Source organism: Streptomyces sp. NPDC048442 (assembly GCF_040651475.1).
Lineage (GTDB): Bacteria > Actinomycetota > Actinomycetes > Streptomycetales > Streptomycetaceae > Streptomyces.
Map to the genome: position 1 here is coordinate 35140 of NZ_JBEZKB010000037.1, position 23589 is coordinate 58728.

The window sequence follows — 23589 nt, forward strand, 5'->3', positions numbered from 1 at the left end:
CTTGCGCGTCAGTCCGGCAGCCAGTGCAGCTCGTGCGCCAGGGTTTTGGCGACGGCACGGATGCGGTGGTGCAGCGGCGACTGCTCGCGTGGCAGGACCAGGTGGATCGTCAGGCTGGGCGCGCCCCGCAGCGGTCGCCAGGTGAGACCGGCCGGTTGTACCGTGGCCGCGGCTTCTCCGGCCGGGGCGAGGGTGACCCCGTCGCGCAGGTCGCGCTGAGACATGTCGAAAGAGACTGCGGGCGTGTGGAATCGGGGGTGTGGTCGGGCGTCTCGGAACAGTGCGGACAGCTGATCGTGGATCACGGGGTTGGCCGCACGGTCCGGGAGCCGCAGCGGATACGCGGCCGCGTCGGCGATCTCGATCTCCGGGTGTTCGGCCAGCGGATGGTGCTGCGCCAGCTGGACCCCGACGCGCGCACGCCGCAGCAGGAACCGGCGCACGCCACGGCCCGGCTGTTCACCGCGGGTGATCCCGGCATCGATGCGGCCGTCGGCGACCGCGGGGGAGATCTCCGGTGTCGCCATCGGGACCGCGCCGACCTCGAGTCCGCTGTTGCCGCGCATCAGCCTGTCCACCAGGGCCGGTGCCGTCTCGGCGCCGGTGCTGAGGCTGTATCCGATGCGCAGCGTGCCCAGTTCACCGGCCGCCGCGCTCCGGGCGGTGTCCCATGCCCGGTCCAACGCCGCCAGCGCGGGCGGCGCGGACTCCGCCAAAGTCGCACCGGCCGTGGTCAATACGACGCTACGCGTGCTGCGGACCAGCAGGGCCGTACCGAGTTCCGCTTCCAATCGGCGCATCCGGGCGCTGAGTGCGGGCTGTGCGATACCGATCCGTGCGGCGGCGCGGGTGAAGTTCAACTCCTGCGCCAGCACCAGGAAGTACCGCAGGCTCACCGTATCCGGCGCCACGTGCCCTCCCTGCCGATTGATAACAATCCGTTCTGAGTCTATGCCGTACCGGTCTTTCCCTCGACCGCACATCAAGCCCTAACCTGCGCATACGTCGATCCAACTGACCGCAGTACCCCCGCCGGGATCGGTCGATCTGCATGTCAATTCGAAGTCGGACGTGTCCGGCCCCACACAGGAGGTTTCCATGGCCAAGGGCTACTGGGTCAGTGTCTACCCCGCCGTTTCCGGCCCTGAGACGCTGACTGCCTACGACAAACTGGCCGGTCCGGCCGTCCAGGCTGGGGGCGGGCGCGTCCTGTCCCGGATCCCGTCCCGCGGCGGTCGAGTTGTCGCCCACGAGGCCGGAATCACGCAACGCGTCGTTCTGGTCGAGTTCGACAGCTTCGAACAGGCCGTCGCGGCATACGAGAGCGAGGCGTACCAGAAGGCGCTGGCGGCCCTCCCCGACGGCTTCGAGCGCGACTTCCGCATCATCGACGGCATCGACTGACCGGCGGGCCCAGCCATCGCTGAGCACCCGTCACCTGACACGCACACGGTGCTGAACGACGACTCACGATCACTCGACCTGCGGTCCGGTGCGCCCATGCACGGTGAAGGCGGCCAGGGTGGGGAGCCGGTGAGGGCCGTACTCGTAGTGTGCGGTGCGGCCAGTGGCGTCGAAGCGGTCTTCGCGCAGCGGCCAAGGTCCCGGGCGTTCATAGTCTGCGAGGGAGAAGGCGTACGTCCCGTGCCGGGACGACGGTTCCTCCGCCAAGGTGGCCGGGTCCTGTTGCGGGTTCATGCGGAATCGGAGGCAGGTCCGCTTCAACCGACCGCGATCCGACCACCGGACTCAGCGAAACCCGTAAGAACGGCCCGCCGGCCACCGTGATGTTTCCGTCCCCAGCGCCCAGGCAACGAGCGCGTGCCGCATCCGCTTCCGCCTCTGCTTCTGCCGACGGTACGGGGACACCGGCCGCCCGTCAGCACTCCACGGAGCCGTCCGCAAGCCCAAACACCGGTGCGTCAGAGCCGAATCGTGGTGAACAGGGTGGTCCCGTGCACCGCGTCCACTTCCTTCCGCTCGGTCTCGGTGAACCCGACCTTGGCCAGCACACGGCGCGAAGCGGTGTTCCAGTCCCAGACCGTGGCCCACAGACGTTCGTACCCAGATGATCTCGCCCACTCCAGAACAGCCGACGAGGCCTCGGTCGCGTACCCCTGATGCCAAACTCGGCGTAGCAGCTCGAATGCCAATTCCGGCCCCCCTGCCGTTTCTCGCCCGCTGTCGACCAGGCCGCAGTAGCCGATGACGTCACGAGAGGCCTTCCGCTCGATCGCCAGCAACCCGGTCGACCACAGGTGGGTGGTGCGGATCGAATCCTCGAGCTCCGCGACCGTGGGGTGTCCATCCGCGTCGATTCGGCGGTGCGGCGGCACTCGTGGATCACGTTCGGTCCACAGTTCACGCTGGACGACAGCCTCGGCTACCCGCCAAGGCCTGAGCAGGAGGCGACTCGTCTCGAGTACAACCTCGCTGCCCGGCACGTCAATTGTCATGACAGCAACCGTCTCACGGGCGAATGCGCTGTGGTGCTGCGCGGTAGGTCCTGCCGATCGTGGACCCTCAATAGGCAGCGATGATCGCTACCCACCCGCGTACTTCTTCATGGACGCGCCCCGACTGCATGACGCTCCGTCAACTGCCGTGCTGATCCGTCTTGTTGTGATCGCCGCTTGCCGCACCGGTACTCCGGCCGCTGCTATGTTCCTCCGATGATTGATCTCGAAGCAGCCCAAGCAGTGCTGGACAAGAGCCCCTTCGGCCCCTGGTGGGGGTTCCGGGTGGACGAGGTCGGCAGGGGGGGCGGCCCGGGTCTCCCTGCCGCAGCGCCCCGAGTTGTTCCGTCCCGGCGGCGTCCTCCAGGGCGGTTGCGCCATGACGCTCGCGGACGTGACCTGCTGAATCGCGATCATGTCCCTGTTCGGCGAGGACGACCCGTCTGTCACCCAGCAGATGACGACCAGCTTCCTCGGCCCCGCGCGCACCGACCTGGTCTGCGAGTCCACGATCCTGCGGCCGGGACGCCTGATCGTCTACGGCACGGCCACGACGAAGGACACGGCAGGCAAGGTGGTATCCCACCACACCCTGACCTACATCCGCCCGCCGGAGCGCAACGGCGGCTGAGCAGTCCAGCCCGCTCCTGCCCAACGTGCACGGGGAAGCGGCTCGCAGGATACTCCGGAAGCCCCACCGGGCTACTCCCCTCGTTCCCGGGTCGTACGGCCCCGTTGTGTCCTGCCAGTGCCACGAATCTCCTGGACGGCCTGCCGAAGTTCCGCGCTCATCGCGTCCCCTTCTTCCCTGTCCGACGCACCCCCAGCCCGTCCAGCTCGGCCCACCGCTCGTCGGTGAGGTTGTCGGCCCGTTTGCGGATGGGTTTTGGCGAGGTGGTCGAGGCGGATGGCTTCCAGGGTTGTTTTGGTGATGCGTTCGGTGCCGTGGAGAGTGCTCGTGATCGATGTCTGGCGGGTGAGCCGGGTGAGGCTCCCGCCGGGGGCGGCCCCGTTGCCCAAGAGGACCAGCGGGGGTAGGGGGCTGCTTTTGCGAGGCGCGGGGGACTGCGCGACCAGCCACGACGCACCGGCCTGCGGTCCTTTGGCGGAGGCAGGAGGCATGGCGGGGGAGTGTCCCGTCCCGGTGCGCGAGCGGTGACAGCAGGGCCCTGCTGTCACCGCCCGGGGGACTGGCCTGCGGATCGCCCGACGGCTCGCATCAGATGCGATTTCCTCGCATCTGATGAGGGTCACGGAGGGTGGTGGCCGCGGGCGGCATGCTCGAAGCGTGCTACTCCCAGATCCACCGGGGCGACCTCGCCCGCCTCCGTATCCCGTGGCGTCCTCGCCGGATTGCTCGACGAGGATTGCCGCTGCCTGCCGCCGGCCGGCCCGCGCCGGACGCGCCTACGCCGTGAGAGCCCACCAGTGAGTCTGGTTGTTTCTCCCGGGTGGACAGGCGGGTGCGGACAGGCGGGTGCGGACAGGCGGGTGACGGCAAGCGGCCTCCTGCCAGGACTTCTTCGGTCGCTGTACGAGGATGCCGACAGCGGTCTCCCAGGAGCGTCTCCCGGCCCGGCGGGCTGTACTGACGCTGCATCACGTGTCGGTGCCCCTGCTCAGTCCGACCAGACGTCCCACCACTGCTGCGACTGGAAGTTCTTCTGCCAGAGCTGGACGCGGGCGCCGTTGCCCCAGACGTTCGCGTTCCGATCCATGACGATGTTGCCGCCGCCGTAGAAGCGGGCGTTGTAGATCGCGCGGTCGCCGGCCGGGTGGGACCAGCTCTGTTGTGAGGTGCCGTTGCAATCCCAGATCTGCACCTTGGTGCCGTTGCGGCCGCCCCCGTTGAGGTCGGCGTCCAGGCACTTGCCGGGGAAGCGGTAGCTCTCCAGCGCGCCGTTGTTCCAGAGGTACCAGCGCTGCTGGCTCGTTCCGTTGCACTGCCACACCTGAACGACGGTGCCGTTGCCGCCGCCGTTCGCGTCGACGTCCAGGCACTGGGTGGTGGGGCGGTTCGCGAAGTCATTGGTGATGCGTACGGGTACGTTCAGCACCCTCTGCAGTGCTGGAGCGGTGAGGCCCGGAGTGGGGGCGGTCCAGTGCACGGGCTTGGAGGCGGGCTGGGGGTGCTCGCTCGCTGTGGAGGTGCCGGCCATGGCGGTGGCGAGAGCGACGGTCGCGGTCACTGCGGCCCAACGTCTGGTGCAGGGCATGTTCTCTCCTTGCTGCTCGGTGGTCGGTCCGTGTCGCACGAGTCGATTCCTGTACGGGGGCTACCTCAGCACAGAGGGTCGAACGCGCGTTACCCCTGAACAAGCCACGCCGGAACCCGGTGAGCCGGGTGTGAGCCATGGCCTTCGGGCCAGTACGCAGACCGACGGTTCGCCGTTGCGTCCTTCGCTCTCGCGGACCGGGCGCCGCAGCAGGCCGGTGAGTTCTGAGAAGACGCCGTCATCAGGTGGCCGGGACCTGCTGGCCCGGCCGGTGCGCGGGAGGACGCTTCATCGCGGGCGGCGGGGAGGCCGACCCGGTTTTTCGCGCGGCCTCGCACGCCGGACATGTGGAGTCGGGTGGCGTCCTCGCCCGGTCGGCAGGCCTCAGTGGGCGAGTGCGAGGCGATCGGGGCCCAGGTGTGTGGTGAGGAAGCGGGCGGCGCGGTCGAGTGCGGCGTCCGCCTCGTCGAGCCGGCCGTAGTTGAGCTGGAAGACGTGGGGAAGGCCGGGCCCGACTTCGAGCGTGACGTCGACGTCGTCGGCGCCCGCACGGCCGGCCAGCCGGACGGCGTCGTCGAGCAGCACCTCGTTGGCTCCGACCTGCACGAGCAGTGGGGGCAGCCCGGTGAGGTCGGCGAACACCGGGCTCGCCAGGGGGTGCGCGCGGTCGGCCGTGGCGGCGTACAGATCTGCGTAGGCGCGTACGTCGGCCTCGGTGAAGATGGGGTCGGCATCCTCTTTGGAGCGCATGCTTTCCCCGGTGAGGGTGAGGTCGGCCCACGGGGAGAAGGTGACCACGGCGGCTGGTTGCGGGAGTCCGGCCTCGCGGGCCGCGAGCAGGGTGGCGATGCTCAGGCCGCCACCGGCGGAGTCGCCGGCCACGACGAGCTCCCGCGGGTCGGTACCCGTTGCCAGCAGCTCGCGGTAGGCCGCGAGCCCGTCGTCGACGGCCGCGGGGAAGGGGTGCTCGGGCGCCAGCCGGTAATCCACCGACACTGCTCGCAGCCCGGTGCGGAGGGCCAGTTCACCGGCCAGCCCGGCGTGGGTGTCGGGTGAGCCGACGACGTAGCCGCCGCCGTGCAGGTAGAGCAGCCGGCCGCGGCCGGACAGTTCGGCCGGTATCAGCTCCAGGGCCGGCCGCCCGCCGAGGACGGTCCTGCGGGTGACCACGCCGTCCGGCGCGGGCCTGGTCAGCGCTGCGGCGAAACCGCTGCGCTGCTCCTCGACAGTGGGCGGCGTCTCGCCGCGCGGAGCGGAACGGAGCAGGGCATCGAGGGCGTCGCGCTGCTGTCGGGACATGGTGGCCTCCAGTGATGGGGATGAGAAGATGGATTCCCAGGAATCCATCTCTCAGAGTTAATCACATTCTGAGGAAGATGATTCCTAGGAATCTACTGGAGGATGCCGTGAGCCACATCACATCGATCTTCACTGATCTCGTCCGCGTCGAGACCCGGCTCTACAACGCGGTGAACGCCCGGCTGCGCACCGAACAGGAACTGGGCCTGGGGCAGTTCGAGTTTCTGGAGATCATCGACCGCGTGCCGGAATGCCGCGTGCTCGACATCGTCGGCGAGCTGGCGATCACGGTGGGAGCCGTCAGCAAGGCCGTCGATCGACTGGTGGCCGCGGGCTGGTGCGTGCGGGTCGCGCACCCCCAGGACCGCCGCTCGTCCGTCCTTCGCCTCACTCCCGAGGGCAAGGAACAACTGGCCGCCTCCCGTACCGTCGTCGCCGGCGAACTCACCTCGCTGACGGCGACCGTTCCCCCTGACGACCTGAACCGCATCGCCGCGACCCTGGCCGCCCTCCGCGCGACCCTTGAGGCGGGCTCCCACGGCCAGCCGGGCTGAGCATGAGCTCACGGCCTCGGGGGAAATTGAGATTCGGGCAGGCCGGCCTGGCGGTTCGACTCGTGGGTGATCAGCAGGTCACGTCGCGGACGAGGACGACTTCGGTGCTCGTCCCTGGGCGGGTGACCCGCTGTGCGGATCGGAGGGGCCGTACGGTCGACTCGGTGTAGCCAGGGAGTTCGCCGTTGCCGGCCGCGGAGACGGCCCGGAGGGAGCAGTGCGGATACGTGGCTGTTGAGGTGATTGCGGTACTCAGGCGGCCGGGGGATATGCCGGTGGCGGGGGGATGTAGGGGCTGCGCTCCTCCCTGGAGAGGGCCAGCCGAAGAAGGGCTACCAGAGCGCCCGGGCCTACGGCGACAGCGGCGAAGAATGCTGGTTCCCACTGTGCTGAGAGGAAGGATAGGAGGCGTCCGTTGTCAACTTCCTGACTTCTTTGGGTCACCACTCCGCCGTAGGAAACCTGAGGCGCCGCCGACTCGTCCGCATGCTGTATCCCGTAGAAGGCAGCGCCTGCAATCACGAGGATGGAGGTGCACAGAATCAGCGCAGCCCAGATCCGTCGTGCGGAGGGAGCTCGCATGGGTATGAGAGCCACGAGTACCCAGACGACTACCAGCATTAACGTAACCGTGATGGCCACTGGATCTCCAATCCCCGTGTAGTGCAAGGGTTTTGACGATCGCACACGTCCCTCGGACTGTCACCGTGTCAGGCCCGGGATCGGGCGCTTCGGAGATCGAGGGCCGTGCCGATACCGGCTGATGCCGCACATGGGCTCGCGCGTGGATGGTCGGGACGGGGCCGATGACCTGCCTTGTGCGCGGTACGAACCGGTGTTGGTGTGCGTCGGGCGGGAGGCCCTGCCCTCGATCGCTCCGGGCAGCGGGCCGGCTCCGTGTGGGTGAGGGGCGCGGGCGGTGTTCACGAGGGCAGGTGTCCGTGGACAGCGAATCCAACCGTCCGCTACGCGCTGACCTGAGGCAACCAACCACGTCGAGGGAAATGGGTGATCGGTCGGGCCGTGACATGAGGAGGCCCGCCCTCGGCAGGCTGCCCGCGCCTTACCCCCGGCTGCCTGGCGCCACGCTCTACTCCACGCCGGAGCCGTGTTCGGAGTGCAAGTCGCGGCCCGTCACCTGCACGCAGCACCTCCTCGCCCCCGGGACCCGCCGGGTCCTTGTCCTTGTCGCCTGGCGTGGGCTGCCTCTCCTTGTCGACGCCTGCGTCGGCGTGGAGCTCTTTCGCGAGGCCGGCATCGTCGTCGACGAGCTGCCCGACCTGGCCGACGAGGCCCGCCAGGTCACCGATGCCCTCCTGCGGTACGGGCCCACACCGCGCGTCACGCCACCGGCTGGCGCTGCAGTGTCAGCACGCCCGGCCGGTACGGCAGGAGGCCGTAGTCCATGCCATCGGTGCTGGGGTCGCGCCCCTGGTAGAGGAACTGCAGGTGGCGGGGGTCAATGGTCTTGGTCTGGTCGGGGTTGGTGCGAACCAGATCGCCGTGGCTGATGTCGTTGGTCCAGGCCGCGCCGCTGTTGGCCTTGCCGGCGAAGGGGTTGGTCACGGTGTCGGCCTGCGGTGTCCAGGTGCCGTCGAGGCTGGTGGCCGTGAACGAGCGGAAGTAGCGACCATGCCCCGTGTAATTCTGGGCCTCGACGATCATGAGGTACTGGTTCTGACCCTGGACCTTGTAGACCTCAACCGCCTCGAACAGGTTGAGCGGCGTGTCGCTCATGATCTTCGTGAACGAACCGAAGGTGCCCGGGAAGTTGCCGATGGGCATGCTGGCGCGGTAGATGCCGCCCTCATCGTCGGCGAAGAACATGTACATGTTCGTGTCGTCACCGATGAGGGTCACGTCGAGAGGACCGCCCTTCGGGAGGGTGCCCGTGAAGAGTTCCTGCTGCGGGCCCCAGCCGTTGGGGTTGGTGGGGTCGCTCGAGGTGCGGTAGGAGAAGCTGTATGGCCAACCCCCGTTGTAGGCGAGCACCCAGAGGTTCTTCGGGGCGAAGTAGAACAGCGTCGGCGCGATGCCGTCGAAGGGAAGCGTGTTCTGGGTGGCGGTGGCCATGTCGGACCAGTTCGTGAAGGGGCTGAAGGTCATCAATCCCCAGCGCCCATCGTTACCGGCGAGGGTGTTGTGCGTCGTGGCATAGACGACGTGCTTGCCGTTGGAGACGACGCTGGTGAAGTCCTTGAGCGAGGCCCACCCCGACTTCGGCTCCGCCAGCGGACCCGTCGAGGTCCACCGGTAGGTCGATGGAAGAGCACACGCGTTGCTCGTTTCGGACGGGCCGGTCCACTGCTGGTTGGTTCCACTGTGGCAGTCCCAGGTGTGCACGTTCGCGCCGTCGCTCTGGTTGAAGCCCGACACATCGAGGCAGCGGCCGGAATCAACACCGCGTACGTGGCTGGTGGTGGCTGCCTGGGCCGGGCCGGCGACGAGCAATGCCGCCAACGCGGCCACAGCCGCGACCGCGGCGGCGAGCACTGCGGACGGGCGCCTGAGGCGGCTGAAACTGTGTTTGCGCATAAGGGCCTCGTCATCCTTGAGCAAGCGGCTCCGGCCCTCGCCGTCAGAGGCTGTCCGGATGCCGGGGTGGTAGGGCCACGACTGTCCGATATGTCGAACAGCGGTCGAAGTTCCGGTCAAGGGAATGCTAGACATCCCATGAATGACGTCAATACTTCGCGCAAAATCCGCGGGCAAAACGTTCGCAGGCTGACACCAGGCGGCTTCAAGTCCCGTGGTTGTACCGGTCTTTGGCGTGAGGGGCAGGTAGCAGTGCGCGGGCTTGGTGATCATTACGGACCCGGCCAGGTCGCTCACCCGAACCTTTGGTTCGGCTCGGTGCCCGACCCGCGCTCGCGGCGATGCCGGTGGCACCAGGCCGACGCGCCCACCGCCGAGGAGACCGACTGGATGCAGATCGTCGAGTGGTACGGGGGGCTGGTGCGCCTGACCGACAGCCCGAACGTCCGGTTCAACCGCGCGGTGGCCGTCGGCCAGGCCGGCGGACCACGCGCCGCCTGGCGGCGCTCGCGGCGCTGGACGACTCTTCCCCAAGCTCTTCGAGCAGGGGATACCCCATGCCCCGCCACGCCGCGGTGGCGGCGTACCTCCACGAGCGCGACGGCGACCTGGCGACGGCGGCTCGGCTGTACGCCGAGGCGGCCCACAAGGCACCCGACCTCGCCGAGCGCGACCACCTGACGCGCCAGGCCCCCCGGCCCAACGCCCGCCTGCCAAGGGTGTTCTCCTGGGCGTGGTGATGCGGCGTGGCCGGGTCGTCGGGTGCTCCGGCCACCAGGCTCCGGCCACCACGCTCCGGCCACGACACTCCGGCCGGCCGTTGCGGCCCGGGCCGCGCCGCCGCCCGTCGCGTTGGCGGCGACCGCCTTCTGTCTTTTCCTGTGCTTCCTGTGCGGCTTCAGCCGCTCGCGTGTCACTGGGGCACGGGGCCACCGGGTCCGGTGAGACGGTGCGACCGTGTCTCGGCGAAAAAGGTAGTTGAGAGGGCAACCTTTCCGCTCTGAGTGGCCACTTAGGGGTGTACCGACGAGGGCGAGCCGTGGTCAGCGGCGCTCCGCCCTCTGTATCAACACCCGATCGGAGCACTACGTGTCACCAGACGACCCGATATCCGCCGAGCAGCCGATGCCTTGGGGTCGCACGCCCCGCCGTAGCCGGATGCGCCGCCGCTTTGTCGCGGGGGCGGTGGCGGTGCTCGCCGCCTCGGTCGGCATCGGCGCCCTGGCGCCCAGCGCGGGCGCCGCGTCGACCGTCGGCATCCGTGTGGATGCCGGTACCTCCCTGGGCACGGTGCCCAGCAGTGGTGTCGGCCTCAACACGGGCTTCGGTGACGAGCACATGGGGGACGCCAAGGTCACATCGCTGATGAAGGCCGCGGGAGTTCGGCAGCTGCGCTATCCCGGCGGCTCCGGCGCGGACGACTACCACTGGAAGACCCACACCTCCGGTGACGGCACCGGCTGGATTCCCTCCAACACCAACTTCGACCGCTTCATGGCCACCGCGAAGAAGGTCGGCGCCCAGCCGATCCTGACCGCGAACTACGGTTCCGGCACCCCCCAGGAGGCCGCCGACTGGGTCAAGTACTCCAACGTCGACAAGGGTTACGGCGTGAAGTACTGGGAGATCGGCAACGAGGTCTACGGCAACGGGCACTACGGCAACGGCAAGGGCTGGGAAACCGACAAGCACGCCGACAAGAGCCCGAGGGAGTACGGGAAGAACCTGATCGCCTACTCGAAGGCGATGAAGGCCGTGGACCCGAAGGTGAAGATCGGAGCGGTGCTCACCACCCCCGGCGGCTGGCCGGACAAGGAGAAGGCTCCCGGTGACAGCGCCGACTGGAACAACACGGTGCTCTCCATCGCGGCAAGCTCGATCGACTTCGTCATCGTCCACTGGTATCCGGGCGGCACCACCACGGCCGACCTGCTGAACACCCCCTCCCGGATCGCCGGTACCACGTCCGAGCTGCGCTCGCTGATCGCCAAGTACGCGGGCTCGCGCGCCGCTTCGGTGGAGATCGCGGTCACCGAGACCGACGGCGTCGGCTCGCCCGCCTTGACCAGCCAGGCCGCGGCCCTGTTCGCGCCGGACACCTACATGACCTGGTTCGAGCAAGGCGCCACCCACGTGGACTGGTGGAATCTGCACAACGGCACGGACCAAGCACCCACCACCGTCCACGGCCAGACCGACTACCAGGACGGGGGTGTGCTCTCCGCCGGAACCTGCGCCGGGGGGAAGTGCCAACCGCCGCGCGACACGCCCTTCCCCACCTACTGGGGCATCCGCTCGCTGACCGCACTGGCGAAGCCTGGCGACACCATGGTCAAGTCGTCCTCGGGCAACTCGTCGGTTGCCGTGCACGCGGTGCGGAACAGCACCGGCGGTCTGAACGTCATGCTGACCAACAAGAGCCCGCAGAACGCGGCGCAGGTGTCGCTCTCGTACGCCGGATTCACCCCGGCCGCAGGGGCGGTCACGACCGTTTCGTATGCCAAGGGAGACACTGCCCTGACGACGGCGAAGCGGGGCACGGCGGCCGCACAGACGCTGCCGCCGTACTCGATCACGACGCTTCAGCTGAAGCCCGCGCCGGGGACCGCCGGCGCCGGCAAGCCGACGCCCGCCCCCACGCCGACCGCCGTCACGCCGGTTGTCTCGGCCCCCGGCACGACCGGTACCCGTGCGCAGGGGGAGGCCGGCGTGCCCGTCGGCCGGCCGACCCCGAGCAGCACGTCCGGCGACCTGGCTTCCACCGGGGCGAGCAGCGCTGTTGTCACGTACAGCGCCCTCGGTGGCCTGCTGGTCATCGCTGCCGGCGGCGTGCTGGTGCTTCGCGGACGTCGCCGCAGGGGGTTGCACGGGAAGTGAGACCGCGTGAGTGACTGACGGCCCGGCAGCAACGCCACCCACCCGTGGCGTACGCGCCGGGCCGTCGGCCTCCGCGCCGGCGTCGGCGTCGGCGGTCAGGAAACAAACAAGGCCCGGGTAGTTGACCTGATCGATCTTCAGGCCGTCCAGGGCGAACAGCTTCCGCCGCGCGCCCGACGGGGGAGACGGCTCGGCCCCCTGCCTCACTCGGGAAGCAGGGGGCCGAGCCGTCCGTGGCCGGTGCCTCCTGGTGGCTGAGCAGGATGTCGACACCGTCCTGGCTGCCGTACAGCGTGACGTGAACCGGTCCGGCCACGCCGCGTCGCGACCGGGCCGCTCCCCCGATATCCGGGGCACGCAAGGCCTGGATGACGCAGTCGAGTACCGGTGCCAGGTTCTCCGGGGGCGACCAGCTGTTGATCACTGCGAGCAGCTGAAGGTACCGCTCCCGGTCAGGGTTGTTCGCGGACCTTGTGCCCGGTGGGACGCGTGCGGGCCAGTGCGTCTGCCGGACTGCGCACGGATGTCAGGTACGGATCAGTGCACGCTTGCCCGTTAGGCCGCCATGCGTCCGCGGAGGAGAACCACGAAAGGGAGGAACCCCGACCGAAGCGCGACCGGGGTTCCTCAAGGTGGTGAGTATCGGTCAGCAGCTGGAGTCGCCCACGCGGTGAACAGCTCGTCTGCGCGTCGGCGGACCGCACCCCGTCGCGATCACCGTGGAGCAGACGGGTCAGCGCTGCAGGGTGAGCAGGCCCGGCCGGTACGGCAGTTTCAGGTAGTCGGGTTCCTGTGTGTTGTTGGGGAGGCCCTGGTAGAGGAACTGCAGGTTGCAGGGATCGATGGTCATGGTCTGGTCGGGGTTGTCGCGGACCAGGTCACCGTGGCTGACGCCCTGGGCCCAGGTGGAACCGCTGTTGGCCTGGCCCGCGAAGGGGCTGCTCTCGCTGCCGGCCTGGACGGTCCACGGACCGTTGAGGCTGGGGGCGGTGAACGAGCGGAAGTAGCGGTTCGTACCCTGCGCCTCAACGATCATGAGGTACTGGTTCTGGCCCTTGACCTTGTAGACCTCCGGCGCCTCGAACAGCTTGTCCCTTTCGTCGCTCATGACCGTCGTGTACGAGGAGCCGAAGCTGGCCGGGAAGTTCCCGATCGGCATGCTCGCCCGGTAGATCTTGCCGTTGTCAGCGGCGAAGAACAGGTACATGTTCTGGTCGTCGGCGATCATGGTCGGGTCGATCGCGGCGTCCTTCCGGCCCGGCTCAGGGCCCTCGGGGAGGCTGCCGGTGAACAGCGGCTGCCGGGCGGACCAGCCGTTGGGGTTGGTGGGGTCGCTGGACGTGCGGTAGTAGAGCGGCCACTGACCCCACTGGGACACCATCACCCAGACGTTCTTGGGCGCGAAGTAGAACAGTTCGGGCGCCACTGCGCCGTCGTTCATCTGGGTCTGGGTGGCCGCCCCCATGTCCGACCAGTTCGTGAAGGGACTGAACGTCGTACCGCCCCAATTCGTTCCGTCGGAGGTGGTCGCGTAGACCAGGTTCTTGCCGTTGTACTTCACGGTGGTGAAGTCCTTCAGTGCGAGCTGCCCGTTCGCCGGCTGCGCCAGTGGACCCGTCGAGGTCCACCGGTAGGTCGATGGAAGAGCACACGCGGTGCTCGCCCCGGACGGGCCGGTCCACTTCTGGTTGGTGCCGCCGTGGCATGACCAGATCTGCGCTCCCGTGCCGTTGGTCTTGCCCCAGCCCGAGACTTCCAGGCACAGCCCGGACCGCACGCCGACGATCGTGCCGTCGGAGTTCACCCGCCACTGCTGGTTGTCGCTGCCGTTGCACGTCCAGATCTGCACCGGGGTCCCGGACGTGGTGGCGCCGCCCCGGGCATCCAGGCACTTGTTGCCGTACACGGTCAGCTGGTTGCTGTCCGTCAATGTCCACTGCTGGTTGGTTCCACCGTGGCAGTCCCAGATGTTCACGTTCGCGCCGTCGCTCTGGCTGTAGCCCGACACATCGAGGCAGCGGCCGGAATCAACACCGCGCACGTGGCTGGTGGTGGCTGCCTGGGCCGGGCCGGCGACGAGCAGTGCCGCCAACGCGGCCAGGGCCGCGACCGCGGCGGCGAGCACCGCGGACGGACGCCTGAGGCGGCTGAAACTGTGTCTGCGCATAAGGGCCTCGTCATCCTTGAGCAAGCGGCTCCGGTCCTCGCCGTCAGAGGCTGTCCGGATGCCAGGGGTGGTAGGGCCTCGACTGTCCGGTATGCCGAACAGCGGTCGAAGTTCCGGTCAAGGGAATGCTAGACATCCCATGAATGACGTCAATACTTCTCGCAAAATCCGCGGGCAAACGTTCGCAGGCCGACACCAGGCGGCTTCAAGTCCCGTGGTTGTACCGGACTTTGGCGTGCGGGGCAGGTAGCGGTACGAGCGCGGGCTCGGCGAGGTCCGTATCGACCTGAGAGCCCATTCGTGTGTCTGCCCGTGGTCAGGGCGTGCTCAACTCGAAGCCTTCCAGCAGTACTTCGCCGCCGAGGGCCTGGGGGCGTGGTTGAAGGCGGCGCAGCGGTAGCCCAGGAAGAACTCCCACGCGTTGTTCATGGTGAAGGCCGGGCCGAGCGGGGTGAAGGTGGTGCCGTCGGTGCTGTACGAGAACGTCGCCTGGCGGCCCGGCCCCGGGCTGATGTCGGCGGCGGGGCGCAGCCAGACGCGGCTGCCGGGGAGGTCGGTGCCTGCCCGCTCGGTGCCGGTGCCGCTGGTGTTCCAAGCGGCGTCCATGGTCAGGCCGTCGAACATCACCAGCCTGCTGACGCAGTCCTGCCGCGTGACGCCGATCCAGGCGGAGGAGTCCCGCAGCATCGCCGGCCCGGCCCGGAGTGAGGGGCCAGCCGAATCCGCCCTGTACTGAATGCGAGGTGGCGGCGGGCGGGAACTGATCGGGTGGGAACTGATCGGAACGGAACTGGTCAGTTGCATTGACGTGCTCCTGACTGAAACTTACTTTCGATCGGGCAGTTCGCAGTTCCGCACGCCGTTCGAAATATCAGACTACGGCCGTCGAAGGGGGACAGCACGTGTTCCGCACCCGTCACTGCCGCACCGTTGCCACGCTGTGGCGAGGCGTAGCTCTGGCCGCGTGGTTCGCCTGCCTCGACGTCTACAACTGGTCGACCACCGCGGGCGATCCGATCCGCCGGTACACCGCGACGGGCGCGACGGGCGCGACGAACCAGCAGTTCTCGCTCGTCCCCGTGGGCGCCACCTGCGGCGCGGACACCGTCCTCGTCGACATCGCGGCGGCCTCCGTCGAATGACCGAACCGGGACCGAACCGGGACCGAACCGAGGCGGCGCACCCGCCGGTCCGCACCCGCCGGTCCGCGACCGCCCGGTCCGGTCCCGCCCTACGAAAGGAACTCGCATGTTCCTGACACGACGCACCGTCTTCAGCTTCGCCACCGCGGCGGGTACGGCCGCCGTCATCGGTACCGCGAAGCCCGCGCCGGCGCGGACCGCGCCGACCCTCGACTAACGAAAGGAACCACCATGTCCTGGCTCGAATTCCCCATAAGCCGCAGGCGGATGCTCATCCGCGGAGCCGGTGTGCTCGCCGGAGCCGCCGCCGCTACCGCCCTCGACCCGTTCACCCAAGCCGAAGCCCAGGAGTCGACTTACGCGAACCCCGTCATCTGGCAGGACTTCGCCGACGTCGAGGTCATCCGCGTCGGCGCGGACTTCTACATGACCGCGTCCACGATGCACTACTCGCCCGGAGCCCCGGTCCTGCATTCCCGGGACCTCGTCAACTGGGAGTTCATCGGCCACTCCGTGCCGAGGCTCGACTTCGGCGACGGGTACGACCTGAACGGCGGCCACCGCTACGTGGGCGGCATCTGGGCCTCCTCGATCACCCACCGCGCCAGCGAGAACCGCTTCTACTGGCTCGGACAGATCGACTTCTACCGCTCGTACATGTACACCGCCACCGACGCCGCCGGACCCTGGACCCGCCACGCCGAGTTCCCCCGCTCCTACTACGACGCAGGCATGCTCGTCGACACCGACGACACCCTCTACGTCGCCTACGGCGCCACCAAGATCTCCGTCGCGCAGCTCTCGGCCGACGGCAAGACCGAAGTCCGTAACCAGGAGGTCTTCTCCACGCCGTCGGACATCGGCGTCCTGGAGGGCTCCCGGTTCTACAAGATCAACGGCAACTACTACATCTTCGCCACCCGGCCCCCCAACGGCCAGTACATGCTCAAGTCCTCGTCGCCCTGGGGACCTTACGAGGTCCGGGAGGTGCTTCTCGACATGCCCGGCCCGATCGCCGGCGGCGGCGTCCCGCACCAGGGCGGCCTCGTCTCGACCCCCGGCGGCGCCTGGTACTACATGGGGTTCGTCGACGCCTACCCCGGCGGGCGAATGCCCGCGCTCGCGCCGATCACCTGGACCTCGGACGGCTGGCCGGAGGTCACCACCGTCAACGGCGCCTGGGGCCAGACATACCCGTTCCCGAATCTCACTCCGCACCCGGTTCCGCCGCTCACCGGCGCCGACACGTTCACCACCGCGACCCTGGCCGCCAAGTGGGAATGGAACCACAACCCCGACAACACCAAGTGGTCCACCGGGAACGGCCTCAAGCTCCAGACCGCCACGGTCACGAACGACCTGTACGCGGCCCGCAACACTCTCACCCACCGCATCCAGGGCCCTTCCTCCACCGCCACGGTCGAACTCGACCTGTCTGCGATGGCGAACGGCGACCGGGCCGGACTCGCGATGCTCCGCGACGCCTCCGCCTGGATCGGCCTGCGCCGCGACAACGGCGTCACCCGCCTGTCCATGACCGACGGCCTCACCATGGACTCGAGCTGGAACACCAGCGGCACCGGCACCGAACGCGCGAGTGTGGAACTGTCCGCCACGGTCGACCCCACTGCCTGGTACGTGCTGCTGAACCGCAACAGTGGCAAGGCCCTGGACGTCAGCGGCGTGTCCACCGCCGACGGATCCCAGCTCCACCAGTGGACCCGCACGAACGCCAACAACCAGCAGTTCCAGTTCGCGGACGCCGGCGGCGGCTACTACAAGCTGCGCGTGCGGCACTCAGGCAAGGTCGTCGACGTCCTCGGCGGGTCCACCGCCGACGGCGCTTCCGTGGTGCAGTGGACCGACGTCGGAGGCAGCAACCAGCAGTTCCGTCTCGATTCCACGGACGGGTATGTTCGCCTGGTCAATCGGAACAGCAACAAGGTTCTCGAGGTGGCAGGCCTGTCGACCGTCGACGGCACCGCCGTGCAGCAATGGGGCAGCTGGAACGGAAGCAACCAGCAGTGGCAGCTCGTCCGGGTCGACGGCGGGAGCGGCGGCAGCCGAGTCTGGCTGCGCGTCACCGCCGACATTCGACCTGGCTCCGGACGCCGGGCGGCTTTCTCCTACAGCACCGACGGCACGGCCTTCACGCCGCTCGGACCCGCGTTCACGCTCGACAATCGCCCGCATTTCTTCATGGGCTACCGGTTTGCGATCTTCAACTACGCCACCGCCGCCCTCGGCGGGGCCGTCACCGTCAATCGGTTCTCCCTCACCACACCCTGATCGATTCTCGACTTCAGCAGTAAGAGCGACCGAGAAGAGGCCCGAGGGTTGCGGAAGCTCAGGGATCTCATGGCGATGGAAATGCTCTACTGGTCCTCGCGTGTCATGTCGGACGATCTTCTCTGCGCCATCAGTGCTGGCGTACCCCGTCGATGACGAGTGTTCAGGAGGAGGTCGGTTTCGGCCGCGCCGTGGCTGTCGTGTTCGGTGGCCAGCGCAATGGCTCCGACGAGTTTGAGCAGCTGGGTGATGGTGACTTCGGGGCGTACGGCGTGCGCTTGGTGAGCGTGCGCGAGTAGTTCGCTGCCTGCGTTCACGATGAGCGTGTGGCAGGTGTCCCCGAGCGTCGGATCGCCGGCACCAGGCATCAGGGCTGCCCCCAGGCCCTTGTTGGTTACGGCGTGTGCCCCAACGGCGTGAAGCCAGGTGACGAGCGCGGCTTCCCGGTCAGGCTCGGTCGCGAGGTCGCGTGCCCTGGCGCAGAGGGTCTCCACCCGGTCTTTGAAGACGGCCTCCAACAGCGCCTGCCGGGAGGGGAAGTGCCGGTGCAGTGTGGCTGAGCCGACCCCGGCATGGCGCGCGATCTCCTCCAATGAGGCTTCAACGCCGTGCTGGGCAATGGCAGCCCCGGCGGCGGCCAGGATCCGTTCCTAGTTGCGCCGCGCGTCGGCGCGCATGGGGCGCCTGGGCGAGGACGGCACGGTGGCGTCTTGGGACACGGGAGCTCCTGACGCCTTGCTCACCGGGGTGGTCCTCCATATTGCATCGAGCATTAACCGGAGGGCCACCCCATTTGCGGGTGTACCCCTCCCCGGTGTGTGCGACATCCAGGAGAGACAGTGGAACCGACGGACAAGACCATCGTCGTGACGGGCGCGACCGGCCTGCAGGGTCGGGCAGTGACCAGGCATCTGCTCGACGGTGGCTGGCAGGTGCGCGCCCTCACGCGCAATCCGGACGGCGCGCCGGCCAAGGCCCTGGCGGGTGCCGGGGCGCAGATCGTATGCGCGGAGATGGAGGACATCTCCTCTCTCCTCGATGCTGCCGAAGGCGCCTACGGGCTGTTCAGCGTCCAGCCCACAGTGGGCTCCCCCGGTACGGCGGCGGGCTTCTCCGCCGAGGACGAGGTTCGCTGGGGAATGAACATCGCCGAGGCCGCTCAGGCCGCCGGCATCAGGCACCTTGTCTTCAGCTCGGTCGCCGGCGCGGACCGCCACGGCCATGAGGCGTTGCCCCAGAACCTGATCAGCAAGTGGCAGATCGAGCAGCACCTTGTGAAGCTCGGCCTGCCCGCCACGATTCTGCGGCCGGTGTCCTTCATGGAGAACTACACCGGTGAATACGCCCTGCAAGGCGGCACCCTGGTCTCAGGTATCGCCCCCGACGTTCCGCTGCAGATCGTGGCCGTGGACGACGTCGGTTTTGTCACCGCGCTGGCCTTCTCCCGGCCCCAGGAGTGGATCGGGCGATCGACGACCCTGGCCGGCGACGAACTGACCCCGGTCCAGATCGCCGCGCACATCGAGATGGCAATCGGGCGCCCGCTTCCGTACGCCCAGATCCCGATAGAGACCATCCGCGCCGTCAACGAGCAGTTCGCGTTCGCCCACGAGTGGCTGAACGAACGCGGCTACCGCGCCGACATCACCGCTATGCGGCGGATCCACCCCACCGCGATGCACTTCCGCACCTGGCTGAAGCGAACCGGTGCAGCCCAGATCACGGCATTCCTGAACGCCCAGGATGCAGAGGGACAGGACGCGTGAGCGGTCAAAGGCCCCACCTTGGGCGTATTGGCATCTGGGCCGGCGAACTCGACAGCTGCCCGGCTGCCGGTGTCCGCGAGGCCGCGACCACGATCGAGGAGCTCGGCTTCGGCACCTTGTGGTTCCCCGAGACAGCAGGGCGGGAAGCGATGGCGCAAGCCGGGATCCTGCTGTCGCAGACCCGCCGGATCGTGGTGGCAGCCGGCAGCACGGATATCTACGCGCGCGACCCGGTGACGACCGCCGCCGCCCAGCGCACCCTTGAGGAGTCATTCCCCGGACGCTTCCTGCTCGGCCTGTGGGACAGCCACCCCAGCCTCGCCGAAGACATCCGCGGCCACCGCTTCGGCCTCCCACTGCCCACCATGCGCGCCTACCTCGACGCGCTGGACACCGCCCCGTTCGGGCCGCCGGCCACGGGCCCCTCGCCCCACCGTGTGCTCACGGCCCTGGACCCCGGCATGCTCGCACTCGCCGCCGAACGAGCCTGGGGCGCAAACCCGTTGGGCATGCCGGTCGAACACACCCGCAACGCCAGAGCAGTGCTCGGACCCCCTGAGCTCCTGGCCGTCACCCAGTTGTGCGTGCTGGGCCCGGACCGCTCGCACACCGCCGCGCTGGCTCGCACCACGGCAGCAGCTGCCCTGCCCAACCGTCGCACCCTGCTCCAGGAGCTGGGGTACGAGAACGAGGACTCGCTCGACGACCGGCTCGTCGACGCGCTCGTGGCCCACGGCACCGCCGAGGACATCGCCCGCCGCGTCCATGAGCACCTCGAAGCCGGGGCCGACCACGTCAGCCTCCACCTCCTCACCACCACACCCCACATCCCGCCCACACAGCAGTGGAAGCAACTCGCAGTACATCTGCTGCCATGCCGGCGATCGCGATGAGTTTGGCCGCGCTGAACAACCACGTCGCGCCCTCGCCGACCGAGAGTGCGGCACCGGAATTCGAAACCAGGGTGAACTTCAGGAAACCGCCGAGAGTGCTCACTGGGTCCGCTGGCGAGAAGTTGGCCAAGGCGATCTGTTTGGTTACCAGATCCATGACCAACGGCAGTGCCGCCATGACAGCGACAAGGCCGAATCGTCGACGGCTCCTCGCTTCGTTCTATTCGCTCACCTGGTCATCCGTTCTCGAACGTTGGCGCCCGCGCCCTGCAGCCGCGCCACGTCCTCGGTGCCCGGGTGGCGGCGGGCCGATACGACGAGGAAGGCGACAGCGCCGAGGAAGACCAGGACAGAGGTCCAGTTGTTCAGGCGCAGGCCCAGGAACGTGTGGGACTCGTCGATGCGCAGGTACTCGGTCCAGAACCGGCCGACGGTGTAGGCGGCGACGTACAGGGCGAAGGTCCTGCCGTGACCGAGCGGGAACCGGCCCGCCGCCCAGAGGACCAGTGCGGCGACGCCGATGTTCCAGAGCGACTCGTAGAGGAAGGTGGGGTGATACGTCGCCATGTCGAGCATGCCTGACGGACGGTGCGCGCGGTCGATCTCCAGGCCCCAGGGGAGCGTGGTGGGGCGGCCGTAGAGTTCCTGGTTGAACCAGTTGCCCAGGCGGCCGATCGCCTGCGCCAGGACGATGCCCGGGGCGACCGCGTCCGCGAAGGCGGGGAAGGGGATGCGGTGGCGACGGCAGCCGATCCACGCGCCGACCCCGCCCAGGGCGATGGCACCCCAGATGCCGAGCCCGCCCTCCCACACGTACAGGGCTCGGATGGGCTCGCCCTGTTCGCCGAAGTACGCGTCGGGGCTGGTGACCACGTGGTACAGCCGTCCGCCGACGAGGCCGAAGGGCACTGCCCAGAGGGTGATGTCCGCGATGACGCCCGGCTCACCGCCCCGCGCGATCCAGCGCCGGTTGCCGAGCCGGACTGCCGCGAATACGCCCAGGATGATGCAGAAGGCGTACGCCCTCAACGGAACGGGGCCGAGGTGAAGCACGCCGGTCGAAGGGCTGGGAAGGTAAGCGAGATCCATGGTCGAGATCCATGGTCGAGAGCCTTGGTCGAGGTCGTGGAGGGCTTCGGGTACGACGCCCGAAGTCGCGGGCCGCTCGGCCATCGCTCAGCGCTGCTGGCCGTCGGCGGTGCGAAGCCCATGGCCGAACGCGCGGTCGAGGGAGATGTGCAGCAGCCAGGCGAGTCCGAAAGTGAACAGTGCGGTGCCAGGTGGGTCGGGCAGCACCACGCAGATTACGAGCCACAGAACGGGCGCGACCGGCCGGTGGACGAGGTGGTAACCGGGCACCCTGCCGTGGGTGAGCTGCCCGCGCTCGTGCGGCCCCGACGGCCCGATGACGAGCGTCAGATCAGGAGCGAAGACGCCCGCAATCCCCAGCGGAATCGTCCAGCCACCGTGGTTGACCATCTCCAACACGACCCAGAACAGCAGAAATGCGCCGAACAGTGCCCAGGCGCCGCGGACGGGACCCGAAGCCGAGCTCCGGGTGGCTCCCTGGACCGTAGGGGATGTCACAAGATCACTCCTGCTCACTCTTGGCGAGAAGACGATGACGAGAGTCCTGTCCGAGCCCAGCTCCCCGTCGGGTGTCGCATGCGAGGAGTCGTACTGCAGCGTGTACGTAGCCGGCAGTGCGGGCGGCGGAACCGGGAGCGGGTCCCTGGGCAAGGGTGGTCATGCGGTGTCTCCCCGGGTCTCGTTCCGCATGGTCTGGGCGAACGCCTCGCAGCCGTTGCGCCAGGCCGCGTCCAGGTCTGCGCCGGGCGGGAAGCGGCCGTCGAGTTCGAGCACGACCATGCCGTGGGCGAATGCCCAGAACGAGCGTGCGATGTCAATGTCGCCGTGCACCGCACGGGCCAGCGGCAGCGCCGATCGGTCTTCGAGCCCTTCGGGGAGTGCGGTGCGGGCGAGCGGCCGACTGTGGGTGATGCGGTAGAGGTGCGGGCTGGCGAGCGCATGTCGTCGGTAGGCGTGGGCGAGCACGAGCAGGGGCGGGTCGGCGCCGATCTCGGACTCGGCGGCCTCCATCACCTCTGCCAGGCGGGTCATCCCCTGCGCTTGGAGCCCGGCCTCGACAGCGGCCTTGTCCGGAAAGTGCTTGTACAAGGAAGGCGCCCGGATACCGACGCGCTCGGCGATGCGCCGCATCGACAACGCATCCGGCCCTTCGGCGTCGAGCAATTCCCGGGCTGCGGCCATGATCTGCTGTGCGCGGTCAGCCACGGCGGGCCGTTCGCGCGATCGTCACGCGCGGGAGCCGTCCGGAGCCGGTAGTCGCCATCCGGACGGCGGGCGAGACCGGGGGCGAAGTGAGCCCTGGGCACCGGATGCCTGCGGTGTGCTTCGCGGGGTTCGGTGAGAACGGGCTCGGCCCAGCAGAGCATGCACGCGCGGCTGCTGGCGATGGGCGCTCTCCCCCGGAGACCGCCAACGTCCCCAAGGGGAGCACTGGTGCTGCCCAAACTCTCCGGCGGCTGCCGCGCAGGGTGCTGGCTGTGGTAGCGCTCACTGCGGCCCTCTCACATGACGACCAATCAACATGGCTAACAGCGTTAGCTGCACCAAAATATGGCTACCGGCGTGAGGCGTCAAGGGGGAGGGTGTCGAACTGCGCCCCGTCGAACCCGAGCGCCAACGTGCTTGTCCAACCTGGCGGCAGCGGCTACAAGTTGAAGGCCATGGCCGGCCCGGCGACCCGGCTGCCTGAGCCCTTCGTGACCCTGGTCCGCCGCCGTCTGGGCAGCCGCGTGGACGTTGCCGGTGTGGAGGCCGGTCAGGATGAGCGCGGCGTCGTCGGTGACGGCCAGGACACCGTCGACGGCGGCGTCGACCGGGGGTACCGGGTTGGTGCCGAGATCGGGGTCGGCGAGGTAGAACCTTGAGGAGGTAGCGGGAGCCGCCGGCCTCACTGTGGTGCTTCGCGTTGATCATGCGGCGGCTGTAGGTGCCGGAGGCACCGCCCTCTGCGGTGGAGGCGAAAGGGTACTCGTCGCAGCTCTTGCCCGGCGGGCGGGTCAGGCGCGCCGGGCAGGCCGCGCCGCGGTTCTCGCCGATCAGCTTCTTGTCCGTGGTGCGGTGCAGCGGCTTGCCCTGTCCGTAGAGCCCGGGGTGGCCGGCCAGCTTCTTCCGGGCAGGCCGGTTCGAGCCCGAGGGCGTGCTCCAGGAAGTACTGCTGTACGGGCGCCGGCTGGTCCCAGCCGAGACAGCAGGCTCGCACCCACTTCCCCAAGTCCTCGTCCTGGAACACGAGTTCACCCGACGCCGCGCGGACCGTGCCGCCGCCGTCCTTGAATTGCTGTCGGGTGAGGCGGAGGCGCCGCCGG

At 68.6% G+C, this 23589-nt stretch carries 21 protein-coding genes and 3 pseudogenes; 10 read left to right on the top strand and 14 right to left on the bottom strand.

All coding sequences use genetic code 11. From position 1 onward, the window contains the following. Positions 1-8: 8 nt before the first annotated feature. Complete coding sequence (locus AB0D18_RS36480; protein ID WP_362428936.1) at positions 9-911, bottom strand: LysR family transcriptional regulator; 903 nt, start codon at positions 909-911, stop codon at positions 9-11. Positions 912-1098: 187 nt separating this feature from the next. Between AB0D18_RS36480 and AB0D18_RS36485 the strand changes: the two genes are divergently transcribed. Next, the gene (locus tag AB0D18_RS36485) at positions 1099-1404 is read left to right on the top strand and encodes a DUF1330 domain-containing protein (RefSeq protein WP_362428939.1); all 306 of its coding nucleotides are present in this window, start codon (positions 1099-1101) and stop codon (positions 1402-1404) included. 69 nt (positions 1405-1473) lie between these two features. Here AB0D18_RS36485 and AB0D18_RS36490 read toward each other — a convergent pair whose 3' ends face one another. After that, positions 1474-1698, bottom strand: a complete 225-nt coding sequence (locus AB0D18_RS36490; protein ID WP_362428942.1) for a hypothetical protein — start codon at positions 1696-1698, stop codon at positions 1474-1476. Positions 1699-1922: 224 nt separating this feature from the next. Continuing rightward, on the bottom strand, positions 1923-2456 hold the full coding sequence (locus tag AB0D18_RS36495; RefSeq protein ID WP_362428945.1) for a GNAT family N-acetyltransferase: 534 nt from the start codon (positions 2454-2456) through the stop codon (positions 1923-1925). 415 nt (positions 2457-2871) lie between these two features. Between AB0D18_RS36495 and AB0D18_RS36500 the strand changes: the two genes are divergently transcribed. After that, on the top strand, positions 2872-3087 hold the full coding sequence (locus AB0D18_RS36500; RefSeq protein WP_362428948.1) for a PaaI family thioesterase: 216 nt from the start codon (positions 2872-2874) through the stop codon (positions 3085-3087). Positions 3088-4075: 988 nt separating this feature from the next. Here the strand turns inward: AB0D18_RS36500 and AB0D18_RS36505 are convergent. From AB0D18_RS36505 to AB0D18_RS36515, 3 genes and pseudogenes are all read right to left on the bottom strand, one after another. Continuing rightward, positions 4076-4672, bottom strand: a complete 597-nt coding sequence (locus AB0D18_RS36505; protein WP_362428951.1) for an RICIN domain-containing protein — start codon at positions 4670-4672, stop codon at positions 4076-4078. A 150-nt stretch (positions 4673-4822) separates the two neighbouring features. Next, a pseudogene (locus AB0D18_RS36510) lies at positions 4823-4912 on the bottom strand (IS5/IS1182 family transposase); the annotation flags it as partial. A gap of 144 nt (positions 4913-5056) precedes the next feature. Further along, positions 5057-5971, bottom strand: a complete 915-nt coding sequence (locus AB0D18_RS36515; protein ID WP_362428954.1) for an alpha/beta hydrolase — start codon at positions 5969-5971, stop codon at positions 5057-5059. A 107-nt stretch (positions 5972-6078) separates the two neighbouring features. Here AB0D18_RS36515 and AB0D18_RS36520 point away from each other — a divergent pair, with 107 nt between their 5' ends. Next, complete coding sequence (locus AB0D18_RS36520; protein ID WP_362428956.1) at positions 6079-6525, top strand: MarR family winged helix-turn-helix transcriptional regulator; 447 nt, start codon at positions 6079-6081, stop codon at positions 6523-6525. Positions 6526-7866: 1341 nt separating this feature from the next. On the opposite strand, the gene AB0D18_RS36525 is transcribed toward AB0D18_RS36520, so the two are convergent. After that, entirely contained in the window at positions 7867-9060 is a 1194-nt protein-coding gene (locus AB0D18_RS36525; RefSeq protein WP_362428959.1) for a non-reducing end alpha-L-arabinofuranosidase family hydrolase, read from the bottom strand. Positions 9061-9417: 357 nt separating this feature from the next. Between AB0D18_RS36525 and AB0D18_RS36530 the strand changes: the two are divergent. Continuing rightward, positions 9418-9800 (top strand): annotated as a pseudogene (locus tag AB0D18_RS36530) (RNA polymerase subunit sigma-24); the annotation flags it as partial. 418 nt (positions 9801-10218) lie between these two features. Next, positions 10219-11937, top strand: a complete 1719-nt coding sequence (locus AB0D18_RS36535) for a cellulose-binding protein (protein WP_362428962.1) — start codon at positions 10219-10221, stop codon at positions 11935-11937. A 733-nt stretch (positions 11938-12670) separates the two neighbouring features. On the opposite strand, the gene AB0D18_RS36540 is transcribed toward AB0D18_RS36535, so the two are convergent. Continuing rightward, positions 12671-14104, bottom strand: coding sequence for a non-reducing end alpha-L-arabinofuranosidase family hydrolase (locus AB0D18_RS36540; RefSeq protein ID WP_362428965.1), 1434 nt, complete (start codon positions 14102-14104; stop codon positions 12671-12673). Positions 14105-14420: 316 nt separating this feature from the next. After that, positions 14421-14806, bottom strand: a pseudogene (locus AB0D18_RS36545) (xylosidase); the annotation flags it as partial. A gap of 200 nt (positions 14807-15006) precedes the next feature. Here AB0D18_RS36545 and AB0D18_RS36550 point away from each other — a divergent pair. Then, a complete protein-coding gene (locus tag AB0D18_RS36550) occupies positions 15007-15246 on the top strand; it encodes a hypothetical protein (RefSeq protein WP_362428968.1) in 240 nt (79 codons plus the stop codon). 231 nt (positions 15247-15477) lie between these two features. Next, positions 15478-17535, top strand: coding sequence for a family 43 glycosylhydrolase (locus AB0D18_RS36555; protein ID WP_362428971.1), 2058 nt, complete (start codon positions 15478-15480; stop codon positions 17533-17535). An 86-nt stretch (positions 17536-17621) separates the two neighbouring features. On the opposite strand, the gene AB0D18_RS36560 is transcribed toward AB0D18_RS36555, so the two are convergent. Continuing rightward, positions 17622-18179: a helix-turn-helix domain-containing protein gene (locus AB0D18_RS36560; protein ID WP_362429055.1), complete on the bottom strand. Its 558-nt coding sequence runs from the start codon at positions 18177-18179 to the stop codon at positions 17622-17624. Between the two features lie 195 nt (positions 18180-18374). On the opposite strand from AB0D18_RS36560, the gene AB0D18_RS36565 reads away from it, so the two are divergent. Both AB0D18_RS36565 and AB0D18_RS36570 read left to right on the top strand, forming a co-directional pair. Further along, positions 18375-19301 carry an NmrA/HSCARG family protein gene (locus tag AB0D18_RS36565; RefSeq protein WP_362428974.1) on the top strand — a complete coding sequence of 309 codons (927 nt, stop codon included), beginning with the start codon at positions 18375-18377 and terminating at the stop codon, positions 19299-19301. Then, positions 19298-20194 (top strand): TIGR03620 family F420-dependent LLM class oxidoreductase, encoded by an 897-nt coding sequence (locus AB0D18_RS36570; protein WP_362428977.1) that lies wholly within the window; start codon positions 19298-19300, stop codon positions 20192-20194. The genes AB0D18_RS36565 and AB0D18_RS36570 overlap by 4 nt, the downstream gene beginning before the upstream one ends. Here the strand turns inward: AB0D18_RS36570 and AB0D18_RS36575 are convergent. The 4 genes from AB0D18_RS36575 to AB0D18_RS36590 all read right to left on the bottom strand — a co-directional run bounded on the left by AB0D18_RS36575 (position 20112) and on the right by AB0D18_RS36590 (position 22489). Then, entirely contained in the window at positions 20112-20372 is a 261-nt protein-coding gene (locus AB0D18_RS36575; RefSeq protein ID WP_362428979.1) for a signal peptidase II, read from the bottom strand. The two genes, AB0D18_RS36570 and AB0D18_RS36575, sit on opposite strands and share 83 nt — an antisense overlap. A gap of 50 nt (positions 20373-20422) precedes the next feature. Beyond that, positions 20423-21283 (bottom strand): prolipoprotein diacylglyceryl transferase, encoded by an 861-nt coding sequence (gene lgt / locus AB0D18_RS36580; RefSeq protein WP_362428982.1) that lies wholly within the window; start codon positions 21281-21283, stop codon positions 20423-20425. Between the two features lie 87 nt (positions 21284-21370). Further along, the gene (locus AB0D18_RS36585; protein ID WP_362428985.1) at positions 21371-21781 is read right to left on the bottom strand and encodes a DUF4260 family protein; all 411 of its coding nucleotides are present in this window, start codon (positions 21779-21781) and stop codon (positions 21371-21373) included. Positions 21782-21940: 159 nt separating this feature from the next. Then, complete coding sequence (locus AB0D18_RS36590) at positions 21941-22489, bottom strand: TetR/AcrR family transcriptional regulator (protein WP_362428988.1); 549 nt, start codon at positions 22487-22489, stop codon at positions 21941-21943. 413 nt (positions 22490-22902) lie between these two features. On the opposite strand from AB0D18_RS36590, the gene AB0D18_RS36595 reads away from it, so the two are divergent. Then, positions 22903-23148 carry a hypothetical protein gene (locus AB0D18_RS36595; protein ID WP_362428991.1) on the top strand — a complete coding sequence of 82 codons (246 nt, stop codon included), beginning with the start codon at positions 22903-22905 and terminating at the stop codon, positions 23146-23148. Positions 23149-23589 lie beyond the last annotated feature (441 nt).